This window comes from Caballeronia sp. LjRoot34 (assembly GCF_964253815.1).
In the GTDB taxonomy this organism is placed as follows: Bacteria; Pseudomonadota; Gammaproteobacteria; order Burkholderiales; family Burkholderiaceae; genus Caballeronia.
Genome location: NZ_CAXUSB020000001.1, coordinates 2,699,109 through 2,726,098 on the forward strand (window position 1 = coordinate 2,699,109; position 26,990 = coordinate 2,726,098).

29 protein-coding genes and 1 tRNA gene are annotated in these 26,990 nt (G+C 60.8%); 5 read left to right on the forward strand and 25 right to left on the reverse strand.

Annotation, left to right across the window (positions count from 1 at the left end; all coding sequences use genetic code 11):
* From astD to ACSQ36_RS12045, 7 genes are all read right to left on the reverse strand, one after another.
* Nucleotides 1-1,476, reverse strand: a complete 1,476-nt coding sequence (gene astD, locus ACSQ36_RS12015; RefSeq protein WP_436182061.1) for a succinylglutamate-semialdehyde dehydrogenase — start codon at nucleotides 1,474-1,476, stop codon at nucleotides 1-3.
* Between the two features lie 11 nt (nucleotides 1,477-1,487).
* The gene (gene astA, locus ACSQ36_RS12020; RefSeq protein ID WP_436182062.1) at nucleotides 1,488-2,525 is read right to left on the reverse strand and encodes an arginine N-succinyltransferase; all 1,038 of its coding nucleotides are present in this window, start codon (nucleotides 2,523-2,525) and stop codon (nucleotides 1,488-1,490) included.
* On the reverse strand, nucleotides 2,522-3,577 hold the full coding sequence (gene aruF / locus ACSQ36_RS12025; protein WP_436182063.1) for an arginine/ornithine succinyltransferase subunit alpha: 1,056 nt from the start codon (nucleotides 3,575-3,577) through the stop codon (nucleotides 2,522-2,524). Before aruF ends, astA begins: the two co-directional genes overlap by 4 nt.
* Before the next feature lie 43 nt (nucleotides 3,578-3,620).
* The gene (locus ACSQ36_RS12030) at nucleotides 3,621-4,832 is read right to left on the reverse strand and encodes an aspartate aminotransferase family protein (RefSeq protein WP_436182064.1); all 1,212 of its coding nucleotides are present in this window, start codon (nucleotides 4,830-4,832) and stop codon (nucleotides 3,621-3,623) included.
* Between the two features lie 232 nt (nucleotides 4,833-5,064).
* Nucleotides 5,065-5,880, reverse strand: a complete 816-nt coding sequence (locus tag ACSQ36_RS12035; protein WP_255631104.1) for an ABC transporter ATP-binding protein — start codon at nucleotides 5,878-5,880, stop codon at nucleotides 5,065-5,067.
* Between the two features lie 142 nt (nucleotides 5,881-6,022).
* Nucleotides 6,023-6,451, reverse strand: coding sequence for a hypothetical protein (locus tag ACSQ36_RS12040; protein ID WP_436182065.1), 429 nt, complete (start codon nucleotides 6,449-6,451; stop codon nucleotides 6,023-6,025).
* Nucleotides 6,452-6,484: 33 nt separating this feature from the next.
* Nucleotides 6,485-7,696, reverse strand: coding sequence for an EAL domain-containing protein (locus ACSQ36_RS12045; RefSeq protein ID WP_436182066.1), 1,212 nt, complete (start codon nucleotides 7,694-7,696; stop codon nucleotides 6,485-6,487).
* A gap of 463 nt (nucleotides 7,697-8,159) precedes the next feature.
* Between ACSQ36_RS12045 and ACSQ36_RS12050 the strand changes: the two genes are divergently transcribed.
* From ACSQ36_RS12050 to rpsU, 4 genes are all read left to right on the forward strand, one after another.
* The gene (locus tag ACSQ36_RS12050) at nucleotides 8,160-8,705 is read left to right on the forward strand and encodes a GNAT family N-acetyltransferase (RefSeq protein WP_213761724.1); all 546 of its coding nucleotides are present in this window, start codon (nucleotides 8,160-8,162) and stop codon (nucleotides 8,703-8,705) included.
* A 117-nt stretch (nucleotides 8,706-8,822) separates the two neighbouring features.
* Entirely contained in the window at nucleotides 8,823-9,425 is a 603-nt protein-coding gene (locus ACSQ36_RS12055) for an IMPACT family protein (protein ID WP_436182067.1), read from the forward strand.
* Nucleotides 9,422-9,769 (forward strand): 2Fe-2S iron-sulfur cluster-binding protein, encoded by a 348-nt coding sequence (locus ACSQ36_RS12060; RefSeq protein ID WP_436182068.1) that lies wholly within the window; start codon nucleotides 9,422-9,424, stop codon nucleotides 9,767-9,769. The genes ACSQ36_RS12055 and ACSQ36_RS12060 overlap by 4 nt, the downstream gene beginning before the upstream one ends.
* 220 nt (nucleotides 9,770-9,989) lie before the next feature.
* On the forward strand, nucleotides 9,990-10,202 hold the full coding sequence (rpsU, locus tag ACSQ36_RS12065) for a 30S ribosomal protein S21 (RefSeq protein WP_006999077.1): 213 nt from the start codon (nucleotides 9,990-9,992) through the stop codon (nucleotides 10,200-10,202).
* A gap of 582 nt (nucleotides 10,203-10,784) precedes the next feature.
* Here rpsU and ACSQ36_RS12070 read toward each other — a convergent pair.
* A tRNA-Met gene (locus ACSQ36_RS12070) sits at nucleotides 10,785-10,861 on the reverse strand.
* A gap of 78 nt (nucleotides 10,862-10,939) precedes the next feature.
* Nucleotides 10,940-12,472, reverse strand: coding sequence for a peptide MFS transporter (locus tag ACSQ36_RS12075; RefSeq protein WP_436182069.1), 1,533 nt, complete (start codon nucleotides 12,470-12,472; stop codon nucleotides 10,940-10,942).
* A gap of 407 nt (nucleotides 12,473-12,879) precedes the next feature.
* Here ACSQ36_RS12075 and ACSQ36_RS12080 point away from each other — a divergent pair, with 407 nt between their 5' ends.
* Nucleotides 12,880-13,611: an SDR family oxidoreductase gene (locus ACSQ36_RS12080; protein ID WP_436182070.1), complete on the forward strand. Its 732-nt coding sequence runs from the start codon at nucleotides 12,880-12,882 to the stop codon at nucleotides 13,609-13,611.
* On the opposite strand, the gene ACSQ36_RS12085 is transcribed toward ACSQ36_RS12080, so the two are convergent.
* From ACSQ36_RS12085 to ACSQ36_RS12160, 16 genes are all read right to left on the reverse strand, one after another.
* A complete protein-coding gene (locus ACSQ36_RS12085; protein ID WP_436182071.1) occupies nucleotides 13,551-14,309 on the reverse strand; it encodes a ribonuclease HI family protein in 759 nt (252 codons plus the stop codon). The genes ACSQ36_RS12080 and ACSQ36_RS12085 overlap by 61 nt on opposite strands.
* Before the next feature lie 96 nt (nucleotides 14,310-14,405).
* Nucleotides 14,406-15,632, reverse strand: a complete 1,227-nt coding sequence (gene ccmI, locus ACSQ36_RS12090; RefSeq protein WP_436182072.1) for a c-type cytochrome biogenesis protein CcmI — start codon at nucleotides 15,630-15,632, stop codon at nucleotides 14,406-14,408.
* A complete protein-coding gene (locus ACSQ36_RS12095; protein ID WP_436182073.1) occupies nucleotides 15,629-16,222 on the reverse strand; it encodes a cytochrome c-type biogenesis protein in 594 nt (197 codons plus the stop codon). The genes ccmI and ACSQ36_RS12095 overlap by 4 nt, the downstream gene beginning before the upstream one ends.
* Nucleotides 16,215-16,754, reverse strand: a complete 540-nt coding sequence (locus ACSQ36_RS12100) for a DsbE family thiol:disulfide interchange protein (protein WP_436182074.1) — start codon at nucleotides 16,752-16,754, stop codon at nucleotides 16,215-16,217. Before ACSQ36_RS12100 ends, ACSQ36_RS12095 begins: the two co-directional genes overlap by 8 nt.
* Nucleotides 16,751-18,808, reverse strand: coding sequence for a heme lyase CcmF/NrfE family subunit (locus tag ACSQ36_RS12105; RefSeq protein ID WP_436182075.1), 2,058 nt, complete (start codon nucleotides 18,806-18,808; stop codon nucleotides 16,751-16,753). The genes ACSQ36_RS12100 and ACSQ36_RS12105 overlap by 4 nt, the downstream gene beginning before the upstream one ends.
* Nucleotides 18,805-19,275 (reverse strand): cytochrome c maturation protein CcmE, encoded by a 471-nt coding sequence (gene ccmE, locus ACSQ36_RS12110; RefSeq protein ID WP_436182076.1) that lies wholly within the window; start codon nucleotides 19,273-19,275, stop codon nucleotides 18,805-18,807. Before ccmE ends, ACSQ36_RS12105 begins: the two co-directional genes overlap by 4 nt.
* A complete protein-coding gene (locus ACSQ36_RS12115) occupies nucleotides 19,272-19,463 on the reverse strand; it encodes a heme exporter protein CcmD (protein ID WP_255631106.1) in 192 nt (63 codons plus the stop codon). Before ACSQ36_RS12115 ends, ccmE begins: the two co-directional genes overlap by 4 nt.
* Nucleotides 19,460-20,179, reverse strand: coding sequence for a heme ABC transporter permease CcmC (gene ccmC, locus ACSQ36_RS12120; protein ID WP_436182077.1), 720 nt, complete (start codon nucleotides 20,177-20,179; stop codon nucleotides 19,460-19,462). Before ccmC ends, ACSQ36_RS12115 begins: the two co-directional genes overlap by 4 nt.
* Before the next feature lie 13 nt (nucleotides 20,180-20,192).
* A complete protein-coding gene (ccmB, locus tag ACSQ36_RS12125; protein WP_436182078.1) occupies nucleotides 20,193-20,861 on the reverse strand; it encodes a heme exporter protein CcmB in 669 nt (222 codons plus the stop codon).
* Nucleotides 20,849-21,544, reverse strand: coding sequence for a cytochrome c biogenesis heme-transporting ATPase CcmA (gene ccmA, locus ACSQ36_RS12130; protein WP_213761735.1), 696 nt, complete (start codon nucleotides 21,542-21,544; stop codon nucleotides 20,849-20,851). The genes ccmB and ccmA overlap by 13 nt, the downstream gene beginning before the upstream one ends.
* Nucleotides 21,545-21,554: 10 nt before the next feature.
* Nucleotides 21,555-22,169, reverse strand: coding sequence for a NapC/NirT family cytochrome c (locus ACSQ36_RS12135; RefSeq protein WP_436182079.1), 615 nt, complete (start codon nucleotides 22,167-22,169; stop codon nucleotides 21,555-21,557).
* A gap of 9 nt (nucleotides 22,170-22,178) precedes the next feature.
* Nucleotides 22,179-22,676: a nitrate reductase cytochrome c-type subunit gene (locus ACSQ36_RS12140; RefSeq protein WP_213761737.1), complete on the reverse strand. Its 498-nt coding sequence runs from the start codon at nucleotides 22,674-22,676 to the stop codon at nucleotides 22,179-22,181.
* Nucleotides 22,677-22,686: 10 nt separating this feature from the next.
* Entirely contained in the window at nucleotides 22,687-25,191 is a 2,505-nt protein-coding gene (gene napA, locus ACSQ36_RS12145; RefSeq protein ID WP_436182080.1) for a periplasmic nitrate reductase subunit alpha, read from the reverse strand.
* Nucleotides 25,163-25,498: a chaperone NapD gene (locus tag ACSQ36_RS12150; protein ID WP_213761739.1), complete on the reverse strand. Its 336-nt coding sequence runs from the start codon at nucleotides 25,496-25,498 to the stop codon at nucleotides 25,163-25,165. The genes napA and ACSQ36_RS12150 overlap by 29 nt, the downstream gene beginning before the upstream one ends.
* A gap of 53 nt (nucleotides 25,499-25,551) precedes the next feature.
* Entirely contained in the window at nucleotides 25,552-25,710 is a 159-nt protein-coding gene (locus ACSQ36_RS12155) for a periplasmic nitrate reductase, NapE protein (protein WP_436182081.1), read from the reverse strand.
* Nucleotides 25,711-26,119: 409 nt separating this feature from the next.
* A complete protein-coding gene (locus ACSQ36_RS12160; protein WP_436182082.1) occupies nucleotides 26,120-26,824 on the reverse strand; it encodes a glutathione S-transferase N-terminal domain-containing protein in 705 nt (234 codons plus the stop codon).
* Nucleotides 26,825-26,990 lie beyond the last annotated feature (166 nt).

Genomic DNA, 26,990 nt, shown 5'->3' on the forward strand with positions numbered 1-26,990 from the left:
TCAGAACTGAAGGCCGGGCGAGACGCTCGCGGGCATTTGCAACTGCGTGCTTTCGACGGACGCCATAGGGTACGAGCAGTAGTCCGCTGCGTAAAATGCGCTCGGGCGCTGATTGCCGGAGCGCCCGATACCGCCGAACGGCGCCGCCGACGACGCGCCGTTAGTCGGCCGGTTCCAGTTCACAATGCCAGCGCGAATGGTGCGCTGGAAATGGGTCCACGCGGTTTCGTCGTCGGCTAACAGGCCCGCGGATAAACCGAACGCGGTGTCGTTGGCGCGCTCTATTGCCTGATCGAAGCTGCTGTAGCGCGTGAGCTGCAGCATCGGGCCGAAGTGTTCTTCGTCGGGGACGTTACGCGCATTCGTCACGTCGATGATTGCGGGCGTGACAAAACCGAGCTGCGCAGAACGTTGCGTCATTTCGAGCAAGGGCTTGCCACCCGCTTCGATCAATTGCGTCTGCGCCTGCACGAGTTTCGCGGCTGCGCGCGCCGAGATCACCGCGCCCATGAACGGTTGCGGGTCGGCGTCGAAGGCGCCCGTTTTAATCTTCGATGTCACGTCGATCAAGCGCTGGGTGAACCGCTCGCCGAATGCGTTATCCGGAACGAACAACCGACGCGCGCACGTGCAGCGCTGGCCCGCCGATAAATACGCCGACTGGATCGTGTGATGCACAGCAGCATCGATATCTTCGACCTCAGCCACGACCAGCGGATTGTTGCCGCCCATTTCCAGCGCGAGCACGACCTCCGGACGGCCACCGAATTGCCGATGCAATAATGTTCCGGTATCCGAACTACCTGTAAAGAACAAGCCATCGATCTGCCGATGATTCGCCAGCGCGATGCCGGTGTCCTTCTCGCCTTGCACAAGATTCAGCACGCCGGCAGGCAAGCCGGCTTGCGCCCACAAATCCACCGTCAGCGCAGCCACTCCGGGCGCGAATTCCGATGGTTTGAACACAACAGTATTCCCCGCAATCAGCGCCGGGACAATATGCCCGTTCGGCAAATGTCCGGGGAAGTTGTAAGGCCCAAACACGGCCACGACGCCATGCGGACGATGCCGCAAAACCGCGATGCCATCGGCCATTTCCTGGCGCTTTTCGCCGGTACGCTCGTGGTATGACTTAACGGAGATATCGACTTTAGCCGCCATTGTCGCGACTTCGGTCCGCGCTTCCCACAAGGGCTTGCCAGTTTCGCGGCCGATGGTATGAGCCAGCGCTTCCTTGTGCTCGGTCAAGAGCGCCGCGAACCGCCGTGTGATCGCAATGCGTTCGTCCAGCGTCAACGCGGACCACGAAGCGAACGCGCGCCGTGCTGAAAGCACGGCGCGTTCAACGTCCTGAGCCGCCGCGCTCGCGCCTTCCCAAACCACGTCGCCATTGCCCGGATTACGCGATGCGAACGGTGCACCCGTGCCCTCGCTCCACGTCCCGTCGATAAACAATTGAGTCGAAATCTTCGTCATGATCCTTATCCTTAGCTTACGTTCTTCGGGCGCGGTTGCGATGCCAGTACACGCACCGTATCGCCGGCTTGCACGCGCAGCGCGGCGGCTTCTTCCGGCGTCAGCAAAAAGGTGCCGTCTTCGGGCACACCGAACGTCGCGCCGCAGCGGAAGTCGTCCAGCGACGTATTCGATACCAGGCTGCGGGCCTCGCCGTTCTCTGCACGCTCACCAATGCGCACCGTCACCAGCACGCTCTCGCGCACCGTGCGCAAATCGGCTACGTGGCATTCGAGGACCGGGCCGGCATCGAAGATATCGACGTGATTTTCATAGCGCAGCCCTTCCGTTTCGAGCATCTTGCGCGCGGGCATGGTGTCGCGGTGCGTCAACCCGACCGCCGCTTGCGCGTCTTCCGGCAGCATCGCGAGATAGACCGGATACCGGGGCATCAACTCGGCGAGGAACGACTTCTTGCCGTGCGAGCTGAGATAGTCGGCGGCGTTGAAATCGATCTGGTAGAAATGCGATCCAACCGCCTGCCAGAACGGCGACGCGCCGCTTTCATCGAAGTGACCGCGCAGTTCAGCGCACAGACGCTCCGGGAAGCGCTCGCGGAATTGCGCAATAAACATGAAGCGCGAACGCGATAGCAGACCACCCACGCCTGCCGTGCGATATCGCGGACTCAGGAACAACGAGCAGACTTCGGCGTAACCGGTGAGATCGTGCGAGATGTTGAGCAGCGACATCTTGGTCCACACACCCAGATCGCGGCTGGCATGCACGACCGTCGACACACGATAGTTATAAAACGGCTGCTCCAGCCCGACCTCCGTCTCAATACCGCAGACGCCCGCAATATCGCCGGTAGCGGTGTCTTCCATTGCGAACAGGTAACCTGCTTCGAAGGCTTCAGCTTCATCGGCGAGCGTCCGTCGTGCACGTTCAACGCGCGCGGTCAGCGCGTCGCGATCCGGCTTGAACGTGGTGAGTCCCGGTCCGGTCTCGTGCGCGAGCGCGACGAGCGCGTCGACATCTCCAGGCTGCACGCAGCGGACAACGATCATTGCAATTCTCCCGAAGCCTGATGAAGCGGCACACAGCGCACCGTATCGGAATCTTTCACGCTTAAAACCTTGCACAGTTCCGCAGACAGCGGCGCACCGGTCGCGCGCGAGGACGGCAGATTGACTAAAGCGCAACGAAACGCGTGCGCGCCGCCGGCTGCAATCAGGTACGGCGTGCCCGACGTGTCCGCATCATCTTGTGCAGTCCGCACGGCGCGAACTTCGTTCGCCAGCACGGACGCGCTGCGTTCCACCGCTACGGTCAAAACCGGGCCGGCATCGAAGATATCGACGAAACGGTCCGGCTCGAATCCTTCTTCAAGGTGGATGTCATACGCGAGCAATGCGCCGTCGTCCGGCTCCCCCAACACTCTTTGCGCTTCGGGCGGCAACAGCGGCACGTAGAGTGGATAACTCGGCATCACTTCCGCGATAAACGTACGGCTGCGGCCGCCCGATTCCAGTTCGACCTGCTCAAAATCGCGGCCAAAGAACTTGCGCCCGACCGCCTCCCAGAACGGCGATACACCGGCTTCATCTGTCACGCCGAGCATCAGCGAGAAAACGTCGTCGGAGAAACGCTTGCGGTTCGCGGCCACGTACATCATCCGTGCGCGCGAGAGCAGATGCGCGGCGGCATCGTGCGTGGCTTCGCGCACTGATGGGTCAACATAGAAACCCGTCAGGCGGCTCTTGCCCGTGAGTTCATGCGACATGGTGAGCGCGTGGATCTTGCGGTTCACCTTGAGCTCGCGCGACGCGTGGATCAGCGCGTCATTGCGGAACGCATAGAACGGTTCCGAATATCCCGCCGATGCCACGATGCTCGACGTACCGAGCAACGCGCCGGTCGTGGTCTCTTCGAGCACGAAGAGATAAAACTCCTCGCCCGGAAACTCGACTTCCGCGCGAAACGAATCTTCGGAAAGCGCGACGCGCGTTTCCAGTACACGACGATCGCGCGGCAACGAATGCAGCACCGGATGTGCGGCGTGCGCCATCCGTTCGAGCGCGTCGAGATCGGCGAGTCTTGCGGGGCGGACGATTAACATCGGCGGTTCCGTTGGTTGAGAGAATAGACCGAAGCCCGCACGTTCAATGCGCCACGTCGGCGATGGCCTTTTCGATGCGCGCGAACCCTTCGTCGAGATCGGCCATAGGCATGATCAGCGACGGCGCGAAACGCAGCACGTTCGGCCCGGCGATCAGCATGATCACGCCGTGTTTCGCAGCAGCGTTGAGCACGTCCTTCGCGCGGTCCTTGTAGGCATCGGCGAGTTCGGCGCCGATCAAGAGACCCTTGCCGCGAATTTCCTTGAACACGGAGAAACGCTCATCGATGCGCTTCAGATGCGCCTTGATCGCAACGCTGCGTTGCTGCACGCCTTCGAGCACGGCAGGGTCGCTGATCAATTCGACCACCTTGTCCGCGATAGCCGCGCCCAGCGGATTGCCGCCGTACGTCGTACCGTGCACGCCGACCTTGAAATGCGCGGCGATCTTGTCCGTGGTCAGCATTGCGCCGATCGGGAAACCGTTGCCGAGCGCCTTCGCGGTCGTCAGTATGTCCGGCGTCACGCCATAGCCCATGTACGCGTAGAACGAGCCGGTACGGCCCACGCCCGTTTGTACCTCATCAAAAATCAGCAGTGCACCGTGCTGGTCGCAGGCTTCGCGAAGACCCTGGAGGAACGCGGGATCGGCGGGCAGCACGCCGCCTTCGCCCTGCACCGGCTCGACGATCACCGCGCAGGTTTGCGGACCGATGGCTGCACGTGCAGCAGCCAGGTCGTTATAGGGAAGATGCGTGATGCCCTGCGGCGTCGGGCCGAAGCCTTCAGCGTATTTCGGCTGGCCGCCCACGCTGACGGTGAACAGCGTCCGGCCGTGGAACGACTGCGTGAACGAGATGATTTCAACTTTCTGCGGACCGGTGTTGTCGATAGCGTAACGGCGCGCGAGTTTCAGCGCGGCTTCGTTCGCTTCCGCGCCGGAGTTGGCGAAGAATGCACGGTCGGCGAAGGTGAGATTGGTCAGGCGAGTCGCAAGACGCAGAACCGGCTCGTTCGTGTAGCCGTTGCCGATATGCCAGAGCTTCTGGCCTTGATCGTGGAGCACTTTCAGCAGTTCGGGATGCGCGTGACCCAGCGCCGTCACCGCAATACCTCCAGCGAAATCGATATAGTCCCGGCCTTCCGTGTCCCATATACGCGAACCAAGTCCGCGATCCGGCACGAAATTCGCCGGAGAGAAAAGAGGCACCATCACTTCGTCGAACGTACCGCGCGTTACATTGAGATCCGTCATGAACCGCTCCTTTGCTTGTTCGGTATTCAGCTTACACATCGTTTCCAGATGGTAGGCGCGCGCGGGCGTCGCGTCTTGCGGGAACGCGACAAGGTTTCATGGTATTCGAGGGGATTGACGCTTGTAAGTCAGCCGAAAGACATAGTCGCGCGGCCGGCCGCACCGCATTGAACGCGGAGCGATCGTGCCGATCGCCCCGCCAAATCCCGCCGCCGCGCCAACGCGTTCAGCGCTACTTGAGACTGCCCGACAGGAATTGCTTCAGCCGTTCGCTCCTCGGCGTGCTCAGCACTTCAGCCGGCGCACCCTCTTCTTCCGTGCGGCCCTGATGCAGAAACATCACATGATTCGATACATTGCGCGCAAAGCCCATCTCATGCGTCACGACGATCATCGTGCGGCCTTCTTCAGCCAGTTTCTGCATCACTTTCAGCACTTCGCCCACCAGTTCGGGATCGAGCGCCGATGTGGGTTCATCGAAGAGCATCACGTCGGGATGCATGGCAAGCGCCCGGGCAATAGCCACCCGCTGCTGCTGCCCGCCCGACAAATGCGACGGATATTGCTTCTCGACCTTGGGCGCCAGCCCGACCTTTTCCAGGCACTCGCGCGCCCGTTCGCTCGCTTCCTTCTTCGATAACCCCAGCACGTGCATGGGCGCTTCCATGACGTTTTCAATCGACGTCATATGCGCCCACAAGTTGAAATGCTGGAACACCATCGCGAGCTTCGTGCGCACGCGCTGCAACTGCTTGTGGTCCGCGACTTCGAGATTGCCCATACGGTCGGGTTTCGTGCGCACCGGCTCGCCGTCGACGATGATCTCGCCCGCGTTCGGCCGTTCGAGGAAGTTGATGCAGCGCAGAAAAGTACTTTTGCCCGAGCCGCTCGAACCGATGATGCTGATTACATCGCCCGCGTTGGCTGCGAGCGACACGCCCTTGAGCACCTCGTTTTCGCCGAAACGCTTGTGGATATCGCGGGCGACGAGTTTGACCGCGGTGTTTTGCGCGACGGCCGATGCAGCATTTTGTGCGAATGAGTCCAACGCATTCTCCCCGGAAGATGGGTCTGACGGGTCTCATGGTCTGATACCCCGCCCTATGTCGATCATGGCTGCGGATTCTACCGAAAGCCGCCGGCGGACAGGCATAGGGACAAACGCCCTCGCCTGAGCCGGTGGTCATGGGTCAGTCCTTCGCGGCGGGCGCTGGCGTCACGGCGCGTACTTGCTGCGCCACGCGGCCATTGGCCATCGCGATCTCGGGGCTGGTTTGCAGCATCGGCAGGTATTGGGCATCGAAAGCGGCGTTGCGGTCCTTCGCGCCGAACATGGCGGTGACCGCGTGCGCCATGTCGATACGGCCATCGGGCAGGGCGTCTGTGTCGTCCAGTACGTCGTCAAGCGCAGCAATCAGCGTGGACAGCGGGCCAAGCCATTTGTAAGCGCTGCCGTTGATCACGATCTGCAGGAATTCGCCGGGCGACACCGCGCCGAATTCGGCTTCGTGGCGGGTGCGCAATTCGTCGAGGATGCTACGGTGCAGCGCCAGCAGCGGATGGCGCACGTCCTTGAGAAACGTGGTCGCGGCCGCGTCGGTCATCCTGATGATGGTCATGGTCATTGCCCCGAAGTGGAAAATGAGGCAAGCCTACACCGTCGCCAGACCACGCCCTACATAGCGAATAAAATCCGGCGCGGTCAGCGGCGCGGAAAAAAGCCAGCCTTGGCCAAATTGGGCGCCGCGCGTGCGCAGATAAGACGCCTGCTCCTCGCGCTCGATCCCCTCGGCGACCACCTGGACATGCAGCGTCAGCGCCATGTCGATAATGTGCGACGCCACGCTGCTGGACGCCGCGTCCTGACCGACGGTATCGACGAAAGACTTGTCGATCTTCAGCGCGTCCACCTGAAAATTCTGCAGATGCGAGAGGCTGGAATAACCCGTCCCGAAGTCGTCGATATACACCGGATGCCCGGCATCGCGGAACGCCTGGATCACTTCCTTGGCGGCGTCGGCGTCGAGAAAACAGCGCTCGGTCGCCTCGATCCTGATCTGCCGCGGCGCGATGTTCGCGGCCGCAAGCGCGGGCGTCAGGCGCTCCAGGAACCGCCGCGAAGTCAGGTCCGGCGCGCTCAGGTTGATCGACACGTAGAGCTCTTTGTAGCGCTGCAGGAACTCGCCGAGTTCGAGCAGGACCGTATCGAATACCTGGTCCGTGATGGCCTGGATCAGGCCGCGATGTTCCGCGAGCGGAATGAAGTGATCGGGGCGCACGATGCGATTCTGGTGCTTCCAGCGCACCAGCGCTTCAGCGCCAATACACCGCCGCGTCGCGAGATCGACGATCGGCTGGTACGCCACGATGAACTGATGCCGGCGCACGGCGTCACTCAGCTGCCCGAGCGGCGAGAGACGGCGCACCATGAAGAGGCCGAGCCACGCGGAGAGCGTCAGGCCGCCCGCGACGCCTGCGAGCAGCCAGGTCCAGGGCAGCGCGCGCAGGCGTTCAGTGAAAGTCGCGTCCGATGTGTTCGCCGCGTTTGCGGGGCTTGCTACCTCGTAACCGCGGCGGAACGCATTGGGATTCGGCGGCATCGCCGTTGCAGCGAATACCGGCACCGGGAACGGGGCAAACACCCGGGAAGATGTCACCACCGACGGCTTGGCGATCAGGCGGATCGCGCCAGTGTCGACCAGGCGCACAACGTAATTCTCGAGCGCAGCGGCTTCCCGGGCGGCAGCGACGCGTTCATCCACGCCGGGCGCAAACAGGACGCACAACACTCCCGGCAGCAACGCCGCTATCAGCACGATGCCAGCCAGGAACGCTACGCGCCCGCTGTGTTTGAACGTGTTCATCGTGCGCTTTTCATGTAGCGACGCCTTTGCGCTGAATACGCGCTGCATAATGGTTTCTGATGGGGCACCTGATGACATGTGTGTCATGCGCGTTTTCGTCAAGGCTGGGTGGCTCGCGCCGTCATCACCGTTATCGCTGTTAGTCGTGGTCCGGGGTGTTCATGCCGCAAGTCGTGTCCGCTTGGCTTGCGGCCGTATTCCTGTTTCCTTGCATCGTCCCGGCAAACGGCCCAGTTTAGCGGCGTGGTACACCGGGCTTCAATGCTTCGCGGCCCACGAAATGCCTGCTTTGGTGGGCTGGCGCACGCCGGCTCGATGCTTTTGCGGCACGAGTGCGCAGACGTCTGGCAGTTGGCGGATAAGTCCTACAGTCGTGAGAAAATAAGATCTCCGGATGATGACCTCGCTCACCGGCCGATCAACACGATTACCACGATCAACACCCAGACCACGGAGGCACTCGATGGCATTGCACGAAGCCAGCGCTCTCACGATCCGCGACGCGAACGCCGCCGATTTCGACACAATCGCCCGCATTTACGCCCACTACGTGCTGCATGCCCTGGCGACCTTCGAGGAAACGCCACCGGCTGCCGATGAAATGCGCGCCCGGCACGCATCAATCATTGGTGCGGGCCTGCCTTATCTCGTGGCTGAAATGGACGGCGCGGTGGTGGGTTACACGTATGCGACGGCGTATCGGCCCAGATCGGCATATAGGCACACGATTGAGGATTCGGTTTATATCGCCGATGGCTTCGGTGGGCGTGGCCTCGGTCTCGCCCTGCTGACGGCGCTGATCGAACGTTGCGACGCGGGGCCGTGGCGCCAACTCATCGCGGTGATCGGCAACAGCGGCAACGCCGGGTCGATCGCGTTGCATGCGCGCCTTGGATTCGAGCACGTCGGCGTGTTGCGCAAGGTGGGCTACAAACACGGCCAATGGGTCGATACGGTGCTTATGCAGCGGCCCCTCGGCGAAGACAAGGCTTTGATTCCGCAGACATAAATAAGCCACGCCGGTCGGTGCACCCGGTTCATCGCCGGATAGTTCGCCGCGGTGCCGCTTTCACCCTACCATTGCATGGCGACCTTCCGGCCGCCTCTCTTACACCCTGAGCTTTAGTTGCCCACTTACACTCTCGCCGCCGCCGTTAGTGCCGAAATCGACATTCGCAAAAGCCGCTTTATCGCGCTGGCGATTCCTGTCGCCGATCGCGCCGCCGCGATGCTCGAACTCGATGCGCTGCGCGTCCAGCATCCCGGCGCCACGCATGTCTGCTGGGCGCTGCTGGCGGGCGGTGAATCCGGCATGTCGGACGATGGCGAGCCTTCCGGCACAGCCGGCCGGCCAATACTGGAAGTGCTGCGCCACCATGAAGTGGATGGCGTGCTGGCCGCCGTCGTGCGCTACTACGGCGGTATCAAGCTCGGCGCGGGCGGCCTGGTCCGCGCGTACACGGACGCCATTGCAACCGCGATGCAACTGGCCGAACGCATAGAACGCGTGGCGCTCGGCCTGCTGCAAGTGGAAGTGGATTACGCCGATGAAGCGCGCGTGCGGCGCTGGGTCGAACAGGAGGGCCATGCGCTCGATGAACCCGGCTACGGCATGACCGTATGCCTGTCGATCCAGATGCCGCTTGCCGTGCGCGACCAGGCCGCCGATGTTGTCCGCGACCTGACCCACGGTCGCGCGGTCATTACCAAAGTGCCCCCAGCATCATGAGCACCGCCGGCCATCCACGCTCTTTCACGATCACGCTGCGGCCGTCGGGTCGAAGCTTTGCGTCGACCGGGGACACCACGATCCTGGAGGCCGCCGCGCTCGCCGGGCTACGCCTGTCGAGTTCGTGCCGCAACGGCACGTGCCGCGCGTGCCTGTGCCATGTGGTCAATGGCAGCGTGCGTTATCGGATCGACTGGCCGGGTCTGAGTGCGGACGAAAAAGCCAGTGGCTGGATTCTGCCGTGCGTGGCGCTGCCCACGTCCGATCTGATTATCGATCAAGTGGATTTTCTGGACACTCCAAATCTCGCCGATACAAAACCACGTCGCGGCCGGGGCTTCTGAGCGCTTGAATCGGGTTCGGCGCGCGTGTGCGCAAACCCCCGACGGCCCAAAGCTGGAACCCGGGTAATCCGGGATTGTTGTCTTTTATCAAAGACATACGATGACATTCCCGAGCGGCGAAGCGCGTCCCATTGTTCAGCCGCCCGTAATCGATGCGCCGAAAAGTGTACAATTGCGTTTCGCCCGATTTTCTGGCAGGGCCAGACCAACTGAGATATCAATGACTAAAGTATTGTTGAAAGAGAACGAGCCTTTCGACGTCGCCATGCGCCGCTTCCGCCGCACCGTCGAACGTACCGGCCTGATTCAGGAACTGAAGTCGCGTATGGCTTATGAAAAGCCGACCACCGAGCGCAAGCGCAAGAAAGCTGCTGCTGTTGCTCGCCTGCGCAAGCAGATCCGTCGCGCACAGCTGCCCAAGAAATTCTATTGATGTTGTTGCACGTCTGAACGGCGGCTTGCAGGTCGATCAAATTCGATCGAAGCGCCGAGTAACCGGGGACTTGTTCGATAGGTCCCGGGGTATATGCCGGATCAATGCCGGACTTCGACACGGCCCAAGCGCCCAGGCCCGGCGGCCAATGTGTGGCTCGATCCGCGCGAATCAACCTCGTGAAGCACTTCGCCCATAGAGGCGAACCGAGCGAGGCTAAGGCTGCAGCCGCATCAAGCACCGTTGAAAGCGGACTCGCTGAATCGACCATGACGGCTTGCCCGCATGAATAGATCGCGCGGAAATATAAAACGCGCTCCGTGCTTCCCTGCGCTACTTCCGCTGAACGGTGAATCAGTCTCAAGGGGTCGATCACTGGGTCGATCACTGGGTCGATCACTGCGTCGATCACTGCGTCGACCTTGCCCACGCATCCAGAATTCAAAAGCCTGCACAGTTCCTATTGTGTGGGCTTTTTTGCTTGACGATCACTTCATTACTCGTCATCGAAGCGCTTTCCAACCTGCAGCAGGCCGTAAACGCATAAAGCCCGGATAGACCGGGCTTTATGCGTTGAATCTCTGGTTGCGGGGGTAGGATTTGAACCTACGACCTTCGGGTTATGAGCCCGACGAGCTGCCAGACTGCTCCACCCCGCGAAAAAGATTATAGCGCTAAGGGTATGTCAGGTCAAACCGAATCGAAGAATATTGCTATCGAATACCAATGCGTTGAAGTTATTGCAGCGATGCCGGCTTCGGCCGAGGGTACGGATCAGTTCCACGGCGTACCGCTTCCACACAACGACGGTGTTCTCGCGACAAGCGATTCAACAGCGGCAGCAGAATGATTGCCACCGCCGCCCCACCCGCCGCGAGCCAGCCGAGTCCGAAAAAAAGCTTCGTATAAAGCGGCAGCGATTGCAGCGAACTCAGGTCATTGGAAGGCATGCGCGCGAAGTTGGCGACCACGCTGCCCAGATACTGCGACACCCCGGTTGCGACGTAATACGCTCCCATCATGAAGCCGCTCATGCGTGCGGGCACATAGTGGGCGATCATCGCGAGGCCCAGCCCGGACACCAGCAGTTCGCCAAGCGAATAGAGCCCGTAGCCGCCAACCATGAACCACGACGACACACGGCCATCGACGGCATAACGGCCGCTGAACGCGAACACGAAAAAGCCCAGCGCGACCACCATGAAACCGAGCGCGTACTTTGCGGCGATAGGGATGTCGTGACCGCTGTTCGCGAGCCGCGTATAGGCGATCGCGAGGAACGGACTCAGCAGCATGATCCAGAGCGGATTCAACGCCTGGAATTGCGCTGCGCTCCATGAGAACAAGGTCACGTTGAAGAGCGTGAACGACGCGTCCACGTTGCGCAGCGCGAACAAGGTCAGCGAGGTGGACATCTGCTGATAAAAGATAAAGAACAGGATGACCTGCAGCGTGAGGATCAACGCAGCGAGCAGACCAGCGCGTTCGCTTCGATCGCATTTCAAAAGCATCCAGCCGAAGATCACGAGCACGGCAACACCTGCCGCATATACGCAGATCGCCGCCACGTGTTCGTTCTGCAGCACGAATACCGTCGCGAGGCCCAAGGCCACGCTACCCACCGCGACCGCTGCAAAGCGGCCCCACATCATGGGTTCATCGTCTGGAGCAGAGCCGATGTGCCCGACCGTACGCCGCATCACCATGAAGTTGATCAAGCCGAGCACCATGCCCGCGAAACACACGGCGAAGGCGGTGTGCCAACCCCAGTGATCCTTGATCCACGGCGTTGCGAGCATCGAAATGGTCGAGCCGATATTGACGGCCATGTAGTAAATGGTAAACGCGCTGTCGAGGCGCGCGTCATCGCCTTCGTAAATGCGCCGCACGAGATTCGCCGCGTTCGCCTTGAAGAGGCCGTTGCCGACCACGATCACACCCAGCGCCGCGTACAGGTACCCCAATGACTCGACCGGAATGGAAAGCATCAGATAACCCGATGCCAAAACGCACGCGCCGAAGATCATCGTGCGCCGCGCACCCAGCACCTTGTCGCCAATCCAGCCGCCAATTGCCGGCGCCGAGAACACGAGCGCGGTGAACGCGCCCCATGTGAGGTTGGCGTGGGAATCGGCGAAACCGAGCTTGTCGATCATGAACAGCACGAGTAATGCAGCCATGCCGTAATAACCGAAACGTTCCCACATCTCGATGAGGAAAACAGTCGTGAACGAGCGCGTCTGAGACGCGCCGGACGGATGTGGAGTCATGGGTAAATCTCAATAGAGTTGGACGGCGCCCCCCGCCTCTGAACCGTTCGCGACACACACGCCTGACAGGCGATATGAAAAAACGCGGTTGATTCATTAATACAGGAGTCCGATACATGGGAAGTCGCGATTATCCCAACACTTTATAGAAATGTGTGGCAAAGGCTTGCATATACAGCGTTCAGTTTTTTGAGACTAAGACGATGGATGAAATCTCGATGAAGCGTTGGAGGCGTTTTCGATTTTATTGGTTGATTACCGTTAATTCCTCTTCATATTGAATGTGTTTTTGTATACCTTCAATCATTTCGTATAACGATCTATGGGGTCGATAAATGACCGGCCCGTTGCCTTTTTAGAACTCGTGGTAACTTTGTGTCTTCAATCCACCCTCAGGTTGCATCGACATGAACACTATCAAGGCGATTCTCACCGGTCACACACGCGGTCTCGGTGCAGCGCTGGCCGGCCTCATGCTGTCACGCGGCATCGCGGTGCTCGGGGTATCGCGCACGCGCAGCAACACGCCCGCTTCACCCCTCTTGCAGGAGGTCGAACTCGATCTCGCGAATCCCGCCGCGCTCGGCGAATGGCTGGGGACTGAAACGCTCGCCCGGTTTGTCGATGGCGCGCATACCGTCCTGCTGATCAACAATGCCGGCATGTTGCAGCCGGTGGGGGCAATTGAGGCGCAAGACGTGAACGCGATCGGGCGATCGGTGAGCCTGAATGTTGCCGCGCCATTGATGTTGTCAGCGGCAGTGGCTGCAGCAAGCCCGGCGGCTGTTGATCGACGTATCGTGCATATATCGAGCGGCGCGGCCCGCAATGCGTATCCCGGCTGGAGCATCTATTGCGCGACGAAGGCAGCGCTCGATCATCACGCGCGCGCCGTCGCGCTGGATAACAACCGGGCGTTGAGAATGTGCAGCGTGGCACCGGGTGTGGTCGATACCGACATGCAAGCCGAGATCCGAGGCACCGGTCTGGAGCACTTTCCGCTGCGAGAAAAATTCGAGGAACTCAAACGCAGCGGCCAGCTTTCGACCCCGGCCGACGCTGCGCGAAAAGTCCTCGACTACGCGTTGAGCGATACGTTCGGCGACACGCCCGTGGTGGACGTACGCGATCTGTCGTGAGTATCTGCACGGGTGTCCGCATGAATATCGCTGCGAACTGCGTGCTGCGAAAGCGCGTCGGCGGCGGCGTTGCGGGCGCGGGGAATCCACTGAAGGCGGACATCGGCGAGTTGCGCGATCAGACCGCGCGCCTGCGCTGCGTAGGTACTTAGTGCGGGCGCGCTGCTGGCTTCGTCGCGAAGCACGTCTTCAATGACGACCTGGCTGTCGCCATGAATCATAAGCCTGGCCGGCGTTGGCTTTCGTGATACCGCGGCTTCGAGCACCGCGATCAGTGCAAGATATTCCGCCTCGCAACTGTCGCCGTGACCGGCCCGCGCGCTGATTTTCACAACGTCGCCGTCTGGCCCCTCCAGCACACCGCCAATGCCGATCTTGCCAGGATTCGGATGCGCCGAACCGTCGAACCAGGCGTGCCAGGCGAGGGCATCACGGACAGCGGGTCGCACTTTTTTGGCCGCGCGCGCGGCTGCGCGTTCCTGCTCACGATCGTGTCGCGCCTGCTCTGTCGCGGCCCTTTCCCGATGCCGTGCGCTCACGAGCTCCGCAAGCGTCTGCGTGCCGGCGGATTTCTCCAGCGTCTGCGCCAAGGCGGCGTGAGCGGAGAGCGAAGTGAGCTTCGACAAGCGCCGGCTCGTCGCGCGCTCCTTCTTGTAGGCAATTAGCAATAGCTCTTCGAACTCGAACATGCCGGGCATTAAGGTAATCGGAGGTGACCGAATGCCGAGCTTAACAAGTTTTTGCAGCGGGTCGAAAATCGGAGTGCTGGCAAAGTGGCGGTTGATATGAAGCGCCTATGGCGATGGCATCGCGATCACCACGCTGGCGTGTCGATTCTCCAATCCCTTGGCGTCGCCTCGTCCGATCAAGTAGTTCTCTCCCGATGCAGAAACAATCCGCGCTTCCACCACAACCTGCTGATGCGCCGACAAGGTGTCGGTTGCGTTGATGGCAAGCGAGTCATCGAGAACGATCGTGATGGGAAGTTCACCCGCAGCCAGCCGACGCTCGCCGAGCAATGTGTTCGTCGGCACCGCCGCGCTCGCCGTGTTCGTCGGCGCCGAAGCCGGCGCGTCGCTCGAGCGAGCCGTCACGATGACCGCTGCATCGGGCGCGACGTGCGCGCCATCGGCCAGTCGAATATCCACGGTAACCGCGCTCAAGCCCACCGCCTCATCAATATTCTTACGCACCCGGACAGCCTCGGGCGAATCCGGCTTTAACGTCGCGATCAGCCTTCGCCAATACCCGATCGCGCGGGCATAACTCCGCGCGTCGAACGCCGCCGATGCCGCCAACGCAAGCGCTTTCGGATCAGCGGAATCGATGGCGAGCGCCGCCGCAATCTCCTCCGATGCTCGCCCGGCGAGCCGGCCATCGTCCGCGCTGGCGATGGCATCGGCGAAATCGGCCCGCAGCGGTGCGTCGCCCGGTTCGAGCGCCACTGCCTTCGCGTAGGCTGCGACCGCGTCCGTCGGCCGCTCAAGCGCGGTGTACGAGCGCGCGAGCGTGGCCCAGGCAGCGGCATCGCGAGGATCTGGCGCATGATCGCGCAGACGAAACGCGAGCCGCGAAACCATCATCTCCACCGACATCGACGACATGTCGTGCGAGAGGCCCAGCGAGTCATCCAGCGACGTGTCCAGCTTGAGCGCGGCTGGTTCGCCGAGCTTCAGATACAGCAGGCAAGCGGCGCTCGGGAACAGCGCAATCAGCACGGCACAGGTTGCGGCGCGTGTAGCCGTACCCGACGTGGAACTGCGTGCGAGCGAAGGCGAACCGGCGGTATCGGCGAGTACGCGCTGTTCTATATCGTTGCGCACGCTTGCATGCTGGTCTGGCGATAACGCGCCCGAGCGCAGATCCGCGTCGGCATCAGCCAATTCCAGCCGATACAGCGACACGCTCAGCTCGCGAGCCCTCGGTGCATTGGTTGCATTTTCCCGCTGCATCAACGGCACGACCGCGCACAGGATAGCCGCTATCAACATCACGGCCGCGATGATCCAGAAGGTAATCATGGCCGGTCACCCAGCAGATGTCTGGCGCGTTGCTGCTGCAGGTCGGTGAGCGGCGGCGGGGTCATCTTCCGGCGTTGCAAAACGATGCCTGCGAACACCCCGAGACCAAGCGCGAGGAGGACGAACGGGCCGATCCAGAGAACCCACGTCAGCGTTTTGAACGGCGGATCGTAGAGAACAAAATCTCCGTAACGCGTCACCATGTAGTCGCGAATCTGCGCATCGGTTGCGCCCTGCTGGACTTGCTCGTGAATGATCATGCGCAGGTCGGCGGCGAGATCGGCGGTGGAATCCGCGATGGTTTCGTTCTGGCATACGAGACAGCGAAAGCTCGATTCAAGGTCGCGGACGCGGGCGGCAAGTTCCGGGGCGGCGCTCGCAGTCAAGGTGATTCCTGCGCTCGTCCCGGCATCGGCTTGCGTTCGAACGTTACTGTTGCTTTGAACCTGTGCGCCAACGTCAGCGGGGAAGTGAGCGGCGCCCTGAGTGCTGACATCGGCGTCGGCAATCATCACAACGCCGGAGTTGGCGGCTGCACTCGCCACGCCAATACCCAACACGCAACACAACCCGACCACGATGCTATTCATCGCTGCCCTCGCCTTGAAGGCTTCGCACGAGCGGCAGGATTTGCGTGTCGAGTGCGGCTTGCGTCAGCGGTCCCGAGCGTTTGAAGCGGATCACACCACGCCGGTCGACCACAAACGTTTCAGGCACGCCATACACGCCATAGTCAATTCCTGTCTGTCCCGAGCGGTCCATCATCGATGCAATATACGGGTTGCCCGCCTGCCTGAGCCACTGTCGCGCGGCGTCCGGATCATCCTTGTAATCGAGCCCGTAGATCGGCACGATATTCTTGCCGGCGAGCGCCACGAGTGCCGCATGTTCATCGCGGCACGACTCGCACCATGAGGCCCACACGTTCATCACCCATACCTGGCCGCGCAACGCTTCGGGAGACAGTTGCCGGTCGGCGGAATCGAGACGCGGCAGGTCGAACGTGGGCGCTTCCTTGCCGATGAATGTTGACGGCAAGCGTCTCGGATCGTTCGATAGCGACGCCGCCAACACCGCGCTCAGGCACGCGAAGAGAATCAGCGGGAGCAGGAAGCGTTTCACGATTTCGTCTCCTTTACGTTCGCGATGTTCGCTACATTCGTTACTTTAGCCGCCGCGATAGCCGCCTGAGTTCGAATCCGCACATGCGGCGCACCCGCCACAGCCTGCCGCCGCTCACGCACGGCCAGCCGATACCGCCGATCGCTTGCCGCCAGCACACCGCCGAACGCCATCAACAAACACCCCGCCCAGATCCAGTCGACGAACGGTTTGATCTGCACGCGCACGGTCCACGCTGTGTTGCTGTTATCGGCTGCATCGCCGAGTGCGACGTAGAGATCGCGGAACACGCCGCGGTCGACGGCGGCTTCAGTCATCGTTGTTTTCTGCACGACGAAGAAGCGTTTCTCGGGATGCATCACCGCGATCACGCGCCCTTCGCGGCTCACCACCACGTTCGCCCGCAATGCGCGATAGTTCGGGCCATCGACCGGCTTCGTGCCATCGAAGCGAAAGGTGTAGCCACCGGCCTCGATCGATTGCCCGATATCGAGCCGCGCATCGTCGGCCGTTTCATAGCCTTTGACCAGCGTCACCCCAGCGATAAAAATCCCGATGCCGAAGTGCGCAACCAGCATGCCGTAGAACCCGCGCGGCACATGAAAGAATCGCAGGATCCAGATTCCTCGTTGTTCCCCGATGCGCCCGGCCAACGCAGTGAGCACGGACGTTGCGCACCACACGGCCAGCAGCATGCCCAGCGCGACCATCGGTTTCCATCCGCCCGCGAGCCATGGCAACGCAATCGCCGACGCCACGCTGACCAACGCCGCCCAGCACAAACGCACGAGGATATCGGGCAGGCGCGCGGACTTCCACCTCGCAATTGGTCCGATGCCCATGAGGAATATGGCGGGCGTCATCAACGGCACGAATACCGTGTCGAAATACGGCGCACCGACGGAAATCTTTCCGAGCCCGAGCACATCGAGCACGAGCGGATACAACGTGCCGAGGAACACTGAAGCGGCCGCGACCATCAGCAAGACGTTGTTCGACAACAGCAACGATTCACGCGATATCGCGGCAAATCCTGGGCCCAGTCCGATCTTTGGCGCTCGCCATGCGAACAATATCAACGCGCCGCCGGTCACTATCGACAGGAACATGAGGATGAAAATGCCGCGCGTGGGATCGGAGGCGAATGCGTGCACCGACGTAATGACGCCCGAACGCACAAGGAACGTGCCGAGCAAGCTCAGCGAAAACGCGCAGATGGCGAGCAACACGGTCCACGCGCGAAAACTGCCGCGTTTGTCAGTGACGGCAAGCGAGTGCATCAGCGCCGTACCGACGAGCCACGGCATGAACGACGCGTTCTCCACGGGGTCCCAGAACCACCATCCGCCCCATCCGAGTTCGTAGTACGCCCAGCCGCTGCCGAGCATGATGCCCAGCGTGAGGAAGGTCCACGCGGCCGTGGTCCACGGTCGCGACCAGCGCGCCCAGGCGGCATCGAGTTCGCCCGACAACAGCGCCGAGACGGCAAACGAGAACGCTACCGCGAAGCCGACATACCCCATGTAAAGAATGGGTGGATGCGAGACCATGCCCGGGTCTTGCAGCAACGGGTTGAGATCGCGGCCATCCATTGCTGGTGGCAAAAGACGCGTGAACGGATTCGAAGTCCACAGCATGAACAGCAGGAAACCCACGTTGATCCAGCTCATCACGCCGAGCACACGCGCGACCATGGGTAGGGGAAGCTGCTTGCTGAATACGGATACCGCCGCCATCCACCACGTGAGCAGCAAGGTCCAGAGCAACAGCGAACCTTCATGGCCGCCCCAGACCGCCGCGAAGCGGTAGATGACCGGCAGCATCGAATTGGAATTCGACGCGACATACGCCACCGAGAAATCATTGCCTATAAATGAAACCGCCAGGCAACCGAACGCCATCGTGACAAATCCGCATTGGCCACGTGCAAGCGTCCACGCGCTTCGCGTCCAGCCGGGGACCCCACGGGCCGCGCCGACAAGCGGCAACACGCCGGCTGTGATCGCGAGCACCAACGCGACGATCAGTGCGAACTGGCCAAGTTCCGGGATCATTGTGGTGCCCCAGCGGGAACAAGCGCCGTGTCCGATACCCGCATGGAACGCGCGCGCTTGATGGCTTCAGCGGCGTCCGGCGGCATGTATTTCTCGTCGTGTTTGGCCAGCACCTGATCCGCCAGGAACACACCGTCCGGCAACAATCTGCCCTGCGCCACCACGCCCTTGCCTTCGCGAAACAGGTCGGGCAGAGGCCCGCTGTAAAGCACGGGAATCTCCCGGGCCGTATCGGTGATCATGAAACGAACGGTCAGCCCGCTGGCATCGCGTTCGACCGATCCACGCTCCACGAGGCCACCCACGCGCAGTCGTGCTGCGTGTTTCACGCTGCCCGAAACGAGTTGCGAGGGCGTGACGAAGAACATCACGTTGGCGTTGAACGCATTCAACACGAGCGCCGCCGCGCCGCCGAGCGCCACAAGCCCGGCGGCGACACCGCACGCGCGCCGCGTGCGCCCTTTCACGGTTTCTCCGTCAACGTGTTGCCGCGTGTGTGCGGATGGGCAACATGCCCACGCCTGCGCTGCCGCCTGTTCGAACCGACCGTTATCGCAATCTCGATGGCGAGCACGAGGAAGGTGATGTCGAACGCGACCCACAGGTACCAGAGATCGCCATCGCCACCGGTCAAGCTGTTCACGATGTTCATCATGCTGCCTCTCGTTCATCGATAATCCGCCGCACCCGCACGAGCACCATGGCAATCGCGTAACACCAGAACGCCAGCGTCATTACAACGAGGCCGGCGAGCATTGAGCTGTCCATCGATACCCCGCTGCCGAATGAAAGCGATGCCCCCTGATGCAGCGTGTACCACCACTGCACCGAAAAATAGATGACGGGCACATTGACCACGCCGGCGAGCGCGAGCACGGCGCAGGCACGATCGGCGCGACGGGTGTCGTCGATGGCGCCATGCAGCGACATGAAGCCCAGGTACAAGAACAGCAGAATCAGTTCGGACGTGAGCCGGGCGTCCCAGACCCACCACGCCCCCCACGTCGGACGGCCCCACAGTGCGCCAGTCACCAGCGCGAGGGCGGTGAAAATCGCGCCGGTCGGGGCGATTGCGCGGGCCATCATCGCGGAAAGGCGTGCGTTGAGTATCAGGCCGAGCGCCGCGTAAGCGGCCATCACGACATAGAGCAGCATCGACATCCACGCCGCCGGCACATGCACGAACATGATGCGATAAACATCGCCCTGCACGGCATCCGTGGGCGCGATGAACAACGCGATCTGGATGCCCGGCATGGCGAGTAATAGCGCGGCAATAGCGAAGCCGGGAATCATCTTCCCCGCCAGCCGATGAAACGGTCTCGGCGATGCGTAACGCAACCAGCCGGTCAGCGCGATAGATGAGTTCATGGTCGATACGCCCTCATTCCGCCGTGATTCTCAGCGCCGCGACGGTTGCGACCGGGCACAGCGCGAGTGCCGCCAGCAGGCTTGCGCCGAGCAGCGAAAAATTGGCCGTCGACCATGCGCCGGCGCGTGATGGATCGGCCGCGTTGGCACCGAAGATCAGCACCGGCGTTTCGAGTGGAAGCACCAATACCGCGAGCAACATGCCGCCGCCCCGCACGCCGAGCGTCAGCGCTGCGCCCATCGAACCGATGAGGCTCAGAACAGGCGTTCCGAGCAACAACGCTGCCGTGAGGCGGCAGACGCTATCGAAGGACAAACCGTATTGAAGCGCCAGAACGGGCGCAAGCAACACGAGCGCGAAGCCGCTCGTGAGCCAGTGCGCACCGATCTTCGCCACGACAATCGTCATTAGCGAACGCGGCGAAAGCAGCATCTGGTCGAGCGCGCCATCGGCGAAATCAGGGCCGAATAAACGCCCTAGCGAAAGCATTGCGGCGAATAGCGCGGTCACCCACAACACGCCGGGTGCAATAGCTTGCAACAGCGCTGGATCAGCCCCGACCGCGAGCGGAAACAGGCTCGCCGCGATGACGAAAAACAGCAGGCAACCGAGCGCGGCGGTGCGTCGCCGCCACGTCAGGGCCAGTTCGCGCTGCACGATGCGCGCCGTCAGTCGGAACATCGGCCGCATGGTTCGAAGTAGAGATTGCGGGTGGCCGAAGGTGCGGTGGTGATGAGCTTATGCGTGGTCATCAATACGATGCCGCCTCGCTCCAGATGTCCCGCGATGCAGCGTTCGAGCACACCGGACGATTCTTCGTCCAGCGCTGCCGCCGGTTCGTCGAGCAACCACAGCGGCTTGTGTTCCAGCAACAGCCGCGAGATAGCGAGCCGGCGCTTTTGTCCCGCGGACAAGCCGCGCACAATCGCGTGCCGATAGCGGTCGAGCCCGACGCTCTCGAGCGCCTTCTCCTGGACCTCTACCCGCTCTTCGGCAACTTCGCCCAGCACCGAGCTGAAGGTCAGGTTCTCGGCAGCGGTCAGATCGTCGCTGATGCCGTTCAGATGCCCGAGATACGCAAGCGATTGCCGCCACACTTCCGGACGCGCCTGCGCATCCTTGCCGCGCCATCGCACCGTGCCCTCGCTCGGTTGCAACAGACCCGCGAGCACGCGCAGCAGCGTGGTCTTGCCGCTGCCATTCGGGCCGTGGATCTGCAGCACCTGGCCGGCGTCAACGTCGAATCCAACGTCGCTAAAGAGCCTTTGCCCACCGCGGTCGAAGGCCAGTTTGTCGACAGACAAAAGTGCATCGCCCGATCTTGCCGAAGAGAATTCCGACGGGATAAACGTGTTCTGCTTCATCGTAGACCTCTCAATGTGAACGCGCTTCGCGCAGCTGTTGATCTCGCATTGCCTGGGTCATGTCCGGCAATTCGTGTGCAATACCCTTGTGACAATCGATACACGTCTTCTCGCCCGTGCCGAGAAAGCGCTGATGCGCGCTCTGTGCCCGCGGGCTCTGGCGCGTGAAATCCATGGACTCGAACGAGTGGCAATTGCGGCACTCCAGCGAGTCGTTCGCTTTCATGCGGCGCCACTCGTGTTCGGCGAGTTCAAGCCGCCTCTCCTGGAACTTCTCGCGCGTGTTGACCGTGCCAAATACCTTGGCCCACACTTCCTTCGACGCCTGCATCTTTCTCGCGATCTTGTCCGTCCAGTCGTGCGGCACATGGCAGTTAGAACAGATCGCCCGCACGCCGCTACGGTTGCTGTAATGAATCGTGCTCTTCAGTTCAGCGAAGGTATTGTCGTGCATCTCATGGCAACTGGTGCAGAACGCTTCAGTGCTCGTCACTTCCAGCGCCGTGTTGAACGCACCCCAGAACACCACGCCCGCGATAAACCCGCCCAGCGTCAGGAAGCCGAGGCTGTAGTAGGTGCTCGGGTGGTTGATCGTCTGCCAGTAGCGCTTTATCAAGCCGAACATCGCACGCTCCTACTTCTTCCCGGCCGCGTTCGGCCCAGCAGGCCCGGGCGCGACGCGCACATCTTCCGCATCCGTGAACGTGTTGCCGACAAGCGGCTTCGTATCGGCTTGCGGGACATGACACTGCGTGCAGAAATAGCGCCGCGGCGAGAGGCTTCCGAGCGTGACGTTGTCTCGGGTGAGGTAATGCGATACGCCGATAGGCACGGCTCCGCTCTCGGCCGCGCGGCTCCTCGCATGGCACGCGAGGCAACGGTTGGCGTTCTTGTCGAGTTGATAACCGTCGATCTTGTGCGGGATCGTCGGCGGCTGCTGTGCATAGGCGCGGCCACGGATGACATCCTTATTTTCGATAGGTGCAATCAACGGCGGTTTCGCCTCTTCATCGATCGGCGTTGTGCCGCGCATGGCGTCGTGAAACGGTTCGGCAGGAATCACCGGCTGGGTCGACGCCGCCTGGGAAAAAACACAAAGACTTGCTGCAACCACCACGGTCCACGCTCGCATGGCAGCCTCCTCAGACTCGGACAATCTTGACGGCGCACTTCTTGTAGTCGGTCTGTAGCGAGATCGGGTCGGTGGCGTCGAGCGTCACTTTGTTGATCAACTGGCTCGCGTCGAACCACGGTACGAACACCAGACCGCGCGGTGGTTTATCACGACCGCGTGTCTCGATCCGCGTACGGATAAAACCGCGTCGCGACATCACCTTGACTTCATCTCCGCGTCGAAATCCGAGCGCTTTTGCATCGTCGGGATGCATGAAACATACGGCGTTGGGGAATGCCCGATACAACTCCGGCACGCGGCGCGTCATCGATCCTGAATGCCAGTGTTCGAGTACGCGTCCCGTTGCGAGCCAGAACGGAAAATCCTTGTCCGGCGCTTCGGCCGGCGGTTCGTACGGCAGCGCATAGATCACTGCCCGGCCGTCCTTGTTGCCGTAGAACTGATACCCCGTGCCGGCTTTCACGTAAGGGTCCGATCCCTCCCTGTAACGCCAGCGCGTCTCCTTGCCATCGACTACCGGCCAACGCAAACCGCGCGCTTCGTGATAAGCGTCGAAGGGGGCAAGATCGTGACCATGCCCACGGCCGAAGGTCGCGTATTCTTCGAAGAGCCCCTTCTGCACATAAAAACCAAAGGCCTTCGCTTCATCGTTCTTATAGTTCGGATTGCTATCTTTACTCGAAAATTTATCGACCTGGCCGTTGCGGTAGAGCACGTCGTAGAGCGTCTTGCCTTTCAGTTCCGGCTTCTTCGCGATCAACTCCGGCGGCCAGACCTCCTCGACCTTGAAGTGCTTCGAGAACTCCAGCAGCTGCCATAAATCGGAGCGGGCACCATCAGGCGCTTCCACCAGTTGATGCCAGAATTGCGTCCGGCGTTCGGCATTGCCGTACGCGCCTTCTTTCTCCACCCACATTGCCGCGGGCAGGATCAGGTCGGCGGATACGGCCGTCGCGGTCGGATACACGTCCGACACCACAATAAAATTCTCAGGGTTCCTATATCCGGGCAACGTCTCTTCGTTCAGGTTCGCGCCTGCCTGGACGTTGTTGTTGCACATGACCCAGTACGCGTTCAGCCTGCCGTCCTTCAGCATGCGGTTTTGCAGCACCGCGTGATAGCCGGGCTTCTCTGGAATCGTGCCCGCGGGCAGCCGCCAGATCTGCTCCGCGTGCGCCCTGTGTTCCGGGTTCGTCACCACCATGTCCGCCGGCAGCCGATGTGAGAACGTCCCCACTTCCCGTGCCGTGCCGCATGCCGACGGTTGCCCGGTCAGCGAGAACGGGCTATTGCCCGGCGTTGCGATCTTGCCCGTCAGCAAGTGAAGGTTGTAGATCATGTTGTTCGCCCACGTGCCGCGCGTGTGCTGGTTGAAACCCATGGTCCAGAACGACACCACCTTGATATTCGGATTGGCGTAAAGCTCGGCGAGCTGATCGAGCTTGGCCTTGGGCACGCCCGACAACTTCGTCACGTAATCCGCGTCGTACTTCGAGACGAAGCGCGCGAACGCGTCGAAGTCCATGGGCTTCGAACCATTCGGATCGCCCGCGTTTTTAGCGGCTTTCTGCAATGGATGATCGGGACGCAGGCCATAGCCAATATCCGTATTGCCTTCCTTGAACGTCACGTGCTTCGAGACAAAATCCTTGTTCACGCGATTCGTCTTGATGATCACGTTCGCGATGTAATTCATGATCGCGAGGTCGGACTGGGGCGTAAAAATCACCCTATAGTCCGCGAGATCAAAGCTGCGATGCTCGAACGTCGACAGCACGGCGACCGTTGTCTTCGGGACGCTCAGCTTGCGGTCCGTCACACGGGTCCAGAGGATCGGATGCATCTCCGACATGTTCGATCCCCAGAGCACGAACGCGTCGGCTTGCTCGATGTCGTCATAGCAGCCCATAGGCTCGTCCATGCCAAAGGTGCGCATGAAACCAGTCACCGCCGACGCCATGCAATGCCGCGCGTTCGGATCGAGATTGTTGCTGCGAAACCCCGCCTTCATGAGTTTCACCGCGGCATAGCCTTCGAACACCGTCCACTGGCCCGACCCGAACATGCCGACTGCTGTCGGCCCCTTCGCTTTCAGCACGCGCTTGAATTGCTCGGCCATCGTGCTGAATGCCTGGTCCCACGAGACCGGCGTGAACTCACCGTCCTTCGCATACTTGCCGTCCTTCATGCGCAGCAGCGGCGTGGTCAGGCGGTCCTCGCCGTACATGATCTTCGAGAGGAAATAACCTTTTACGCAGTTCAGGCCGCGATTCACTTCGGCCAGCGGATCGCCCTGGGTCGCGACTACCCTGCCGGCTTTTACGCCTACGCTCACACCGCAGCCTGTCCCGCAAAAGCGGCATGGCGCCTTCGACCAGGTCACGTCGGCATCGGCGACAGCAGCGACGCTCTTGTTCACGCCAGCGGAAAGCACTGGCAGCGCGACGCCGGCCGCCGATGCGGCGGTCGCCGCCGCCGTCTGCTTAATAAAGCTTCGACGCGTCAGGCTCATCGCGAATCTCCTGGTCGAGCGCTTCAATATCCTCGTGATGTTGATAAACAAGCGACGCCGAATAAACACCCGGGAGCGCATGGATGGCATTCAGTTGATCGACGATGTCAACAGAGCGGCGCGCCTCCAGCGTCACGATTATTTTTCCTTCTGGACTGGTTACGTGAATCTCGGACCCGGGGATAAGTGAAATAGCCTGCTTGATCTTTTCAAGATTCGATTGACTTGCATGCACGACAATTCCCGCAATATGCGCCTCGGGAATTGAAACGAGTTCAGCGAATGCATTTTTCAGGCGTGCAGACATGAATCGACTCCTGTCGCTTTCAATTACATGAAACGAATTAATCCGCGCTTTAGTCAGTGAGGCGGACCGCCGATCAGCATTTGATAGAACCACACGCTGAAGCCATAAATGGCAACAAACATGATGGTCAATACAGGAACCATGATAATGGTCAGAAAGAGGAAGCTACGGAGCTCTTCCGTCTTTCGAAGGCGAGTTTCGGTTTCCATCATGATTATGAAATACGAGAGGCCGTGCGATTAAAATCCGGTTTTTCGAGATGCTGTGGAGATGATTGTTGGCGTACGCGGGGAAAGCGTCAAGGGATTTATTGTTTTACGGACATACGAGAAACGATCGATTGTTTCATTTAAAAAAAATTATTAAAAACGGACAGCTTTATATCGCTGATTACTAAACCAACTTAAACTCTATTTAGTTAAAACCCGGGTTTTTGAAATTTGAATCAAATCCATGATTTTTTTGATAATTTGATTAAAGATCGACGCTCGCGACGGGTGAACAAACATTCGGCCGGAAGAGAAACGCGGCCTGATATGGTGCTGGTCAATGTCCAGATAAACGAAGCCGGCGCGTGGCCGCCTTCGTCGAGAATACATTTCAGCCGGTTCGCAAGCCTCTTCACCCCCGCTTCGGAATATTCAGCCCTCTTGCCACCGCCGGCCTGGCGACGAACGCATCGAGCGCGCGCCGGACATTCGGGAAGTTTTCGATACCGACCAGCTCGCCTGCCTCGTAAAAGCCGATCAGGTTGCGTATCCACGGAAAGCTTGCTATATCGGCGATCGTGTACGTATCGCCCATGATCCATTCACGCCCGCCCAGGCGTTGCTCAAGTACGCCAAGCAGACGCTTCGACTCGGCCACGTAGCGCTCACGCGGGCGCTTGTCTTCGTAGTCCTTGCCGGCGAATTTGTTGAAGAAACCGAGCTGGCCGAACATCGGGCCAATGCCGCCCATCTGGAACATGACCCACTGGATCGTCTCATAGCGGCCGGCCGCGTCCTGCGGGATGAACTGGCCGGTCTTGTCGGCGAGATAGATCAGGATCGCGCCCGACTCGAACAACGGCAGCGGCTTGCCATCCGGGCCATTGGGATCAAGGATTGCGGGGATCTTGTTGTTCGGATTCAGCGATAAAAACGCGGGCGACATCTGGTCGTTGGTCTCGAAGCTCACCAGATGCGGCTCGTACGGCAGCCCGGTCTCCTCCAGCATGATCGAGACCTTGACGCCGTTCGGTGTCGGCAGCGAATAAAGCTGAATCCGGTCGGGATGCTGCGCAGGCCATTTTGCTGTGATGGGGAAAGCGGACAAATCGGTCATGGATATCCTTTAGACAAAAGCGTGGAGAGTGCGGCATAACGCCTGGCCGGAGCGGTTTACTGGTCTGTTTCGGCGCACAGGACGACAAATATAGTCACTCGTGCGGATCTTGTCTTTACGCGCTGCGGCTGTGTGTCGAGGTGATCGCCTACGCCGGAACCGATCG

Coding starts and splice junctions, on each gene's coding strand:
- astD (WP_436182061.1), bottom strand. CDS start 1,476: ATGACGAAGATTTCGACTCAATTGTTTATCGACGGGACGTGGAGCGAG.
- astA (WP_436182062.1), bottom strand. CDS start 2,525: ATGATCGTTGTCCGCTGCGTGCAGCCTGGAGATGTCGACGCGCTCGTC.
- aruF (WP_436182063.1), bottom strand. CDS start 3,577: ATGTTAATCGTCCGCCCCGCAAGACTCGCCGATCTCGACGCGCTCGAA.
- ACSQ36_RS12030 (WP_436182064.1), bottom strand. CDS start 4,832: ATGACGGATCTCAATGTAACGCGCGGTACGTTCGACGAAGTGATGGTG.
- ACSQ36_RS12040 (WP_436182065.1), bottom strand. CDS start 6,451: ATGACCATCATCAGGATGACCGACGCGGCCGCGACCACGTTTCTCAAG.
- ACSQ36_RS12045 (WP_436182066.1), bottom strand. CDS start 7,696: ATGAACACGTTCAAACACAGCGGGCGCGTAGCGTTCCTGGCTGGCATC.
- ACSQ36_RS12050 (WP_213761724.1), top strand. CDS start 8,160: ATGGCATTGCACGAAGCCAGCGCTCTCACGATCCGCGACGCGAACGCC.
- ACSQ36_RS12060 (WP_436182068.1), top strand. CDS start 9,422: ATGAGCACCGCCGGCCATCCACGCTCTTTCACGATCACGCTGCGGCCG.
- rpsU (WP_006999077.1), top strand. CDS start 9,990: ATGACTAAAGTATTGTTGAAAGAGAACGAGCCTTTCGACGTCGCCATG.
- ACSQ36_RS12075 (WP_436182069.1), bottom strand. CDS start 12,472: ATGACTCCACATCCGTCCGGCGCGTCTCAGACGCGCTCGTTCACGACT.
- ACSQ36_RS12080 (WP_436182070.1), top strand. CDS start 12,880: ATGAACACTATCAAGGCGATTCTCACCGGTCACACACGCGGTCTCGGT.
- ACSQ36_RS12085 (WP_436182071.1), bottom strand. CDS start 14,309: ATGCCCGGCATGTTCGAGTTCGAAGAGCTATTGCTAATTGCCTACAAG.
- ccmI (WP_436182072.1), bottom strand. CDS start 15,632: ATGATTACCTTCTGGATCATCGCGGCCGTGATGTTGATAGCGGCTATC.
- ACSQ36_RS12095 (WP_436182073.1), bottom strand. CDS start 16,222: ATGAATAGCATCGTGGTCGGGTTGTGTTGCGTGTTGGGTATTGGCGTG.
- ACSQ36_RS12105 (WP_436182075.1), bottom strand. CDS start 18,808: ATGATCCCGGAACTTGGCCAGTTCGCACTGATCGTCGCGTTGGTGCTC.
- ACSQ36_RS12115 (WP_255631106.1), bottom strand. CDS start 19,463: ATGATGAACATCGTGAACAGCTTGACCGGTGGCGATGGCGATCTCTGG.
- ccmC (WP_436182077.1), bottom strand. CDS start 20,179: ATGAACTCATCTATCGCGCTGACCGGCTGGTTGCGTTACGCATCGCCG.
- ccmB (WP_436182078.1), bottom strand. CDS start 20,861: ATGTTCCGACTGACGGCGCGCATCGTGCAGCGCGAACTGGCCCTGACG.
- ccmA (WP_213761735.1), bottom strand. CDS start 21,544: ATGAAGCAGAACACGTTTATCCCGTCGGAATTCTCTTCGGCAAGATCG.
- ACSQ36_RS12135 (WP_436182079.1), bottom strand. CDS start 22,169: ATGTTCGGCTTGATAAAGCGCTACTGGCAGACGATCAACCACCCGAGC.
- ACSQ36_RS12140 (WP_213761737.1), bottom strand. CDS start 22,676: ATGCGAGCGTGGACCGTGGTGGTTGCAGCAAGTCTTTGTGTTTTTTCC.
- napA (WP_436182080.1), bottom strand. CDS start 25,191: ATGAGCCTGACGCGTCGAAGCTTTATTAAGCAGACGGCGGCGGCGACC.
- ACSQ36_RS12150 (WP_213761739.1), bottom strand. CDS start 25,498: ATGTCTGCACGCCTGAAAAATGCATTCGCTGAACTCGTTTCAATTCCC.
- ACSQ36_RS12155 (WP_436182081.1), bottom strand. CDS start 25,710: ATGATGGAAACCGAAACTCGCCTTCGAAAGACGGAAGAGCTCCGTAGC.
- ACSQ36_RS12160 (WP_436182082.1), bottom strand. CDS start 26,824: ATGACCGATTTGTCCGCTTTCCCCATCACAGCAAAATGGCCTGCGCAG.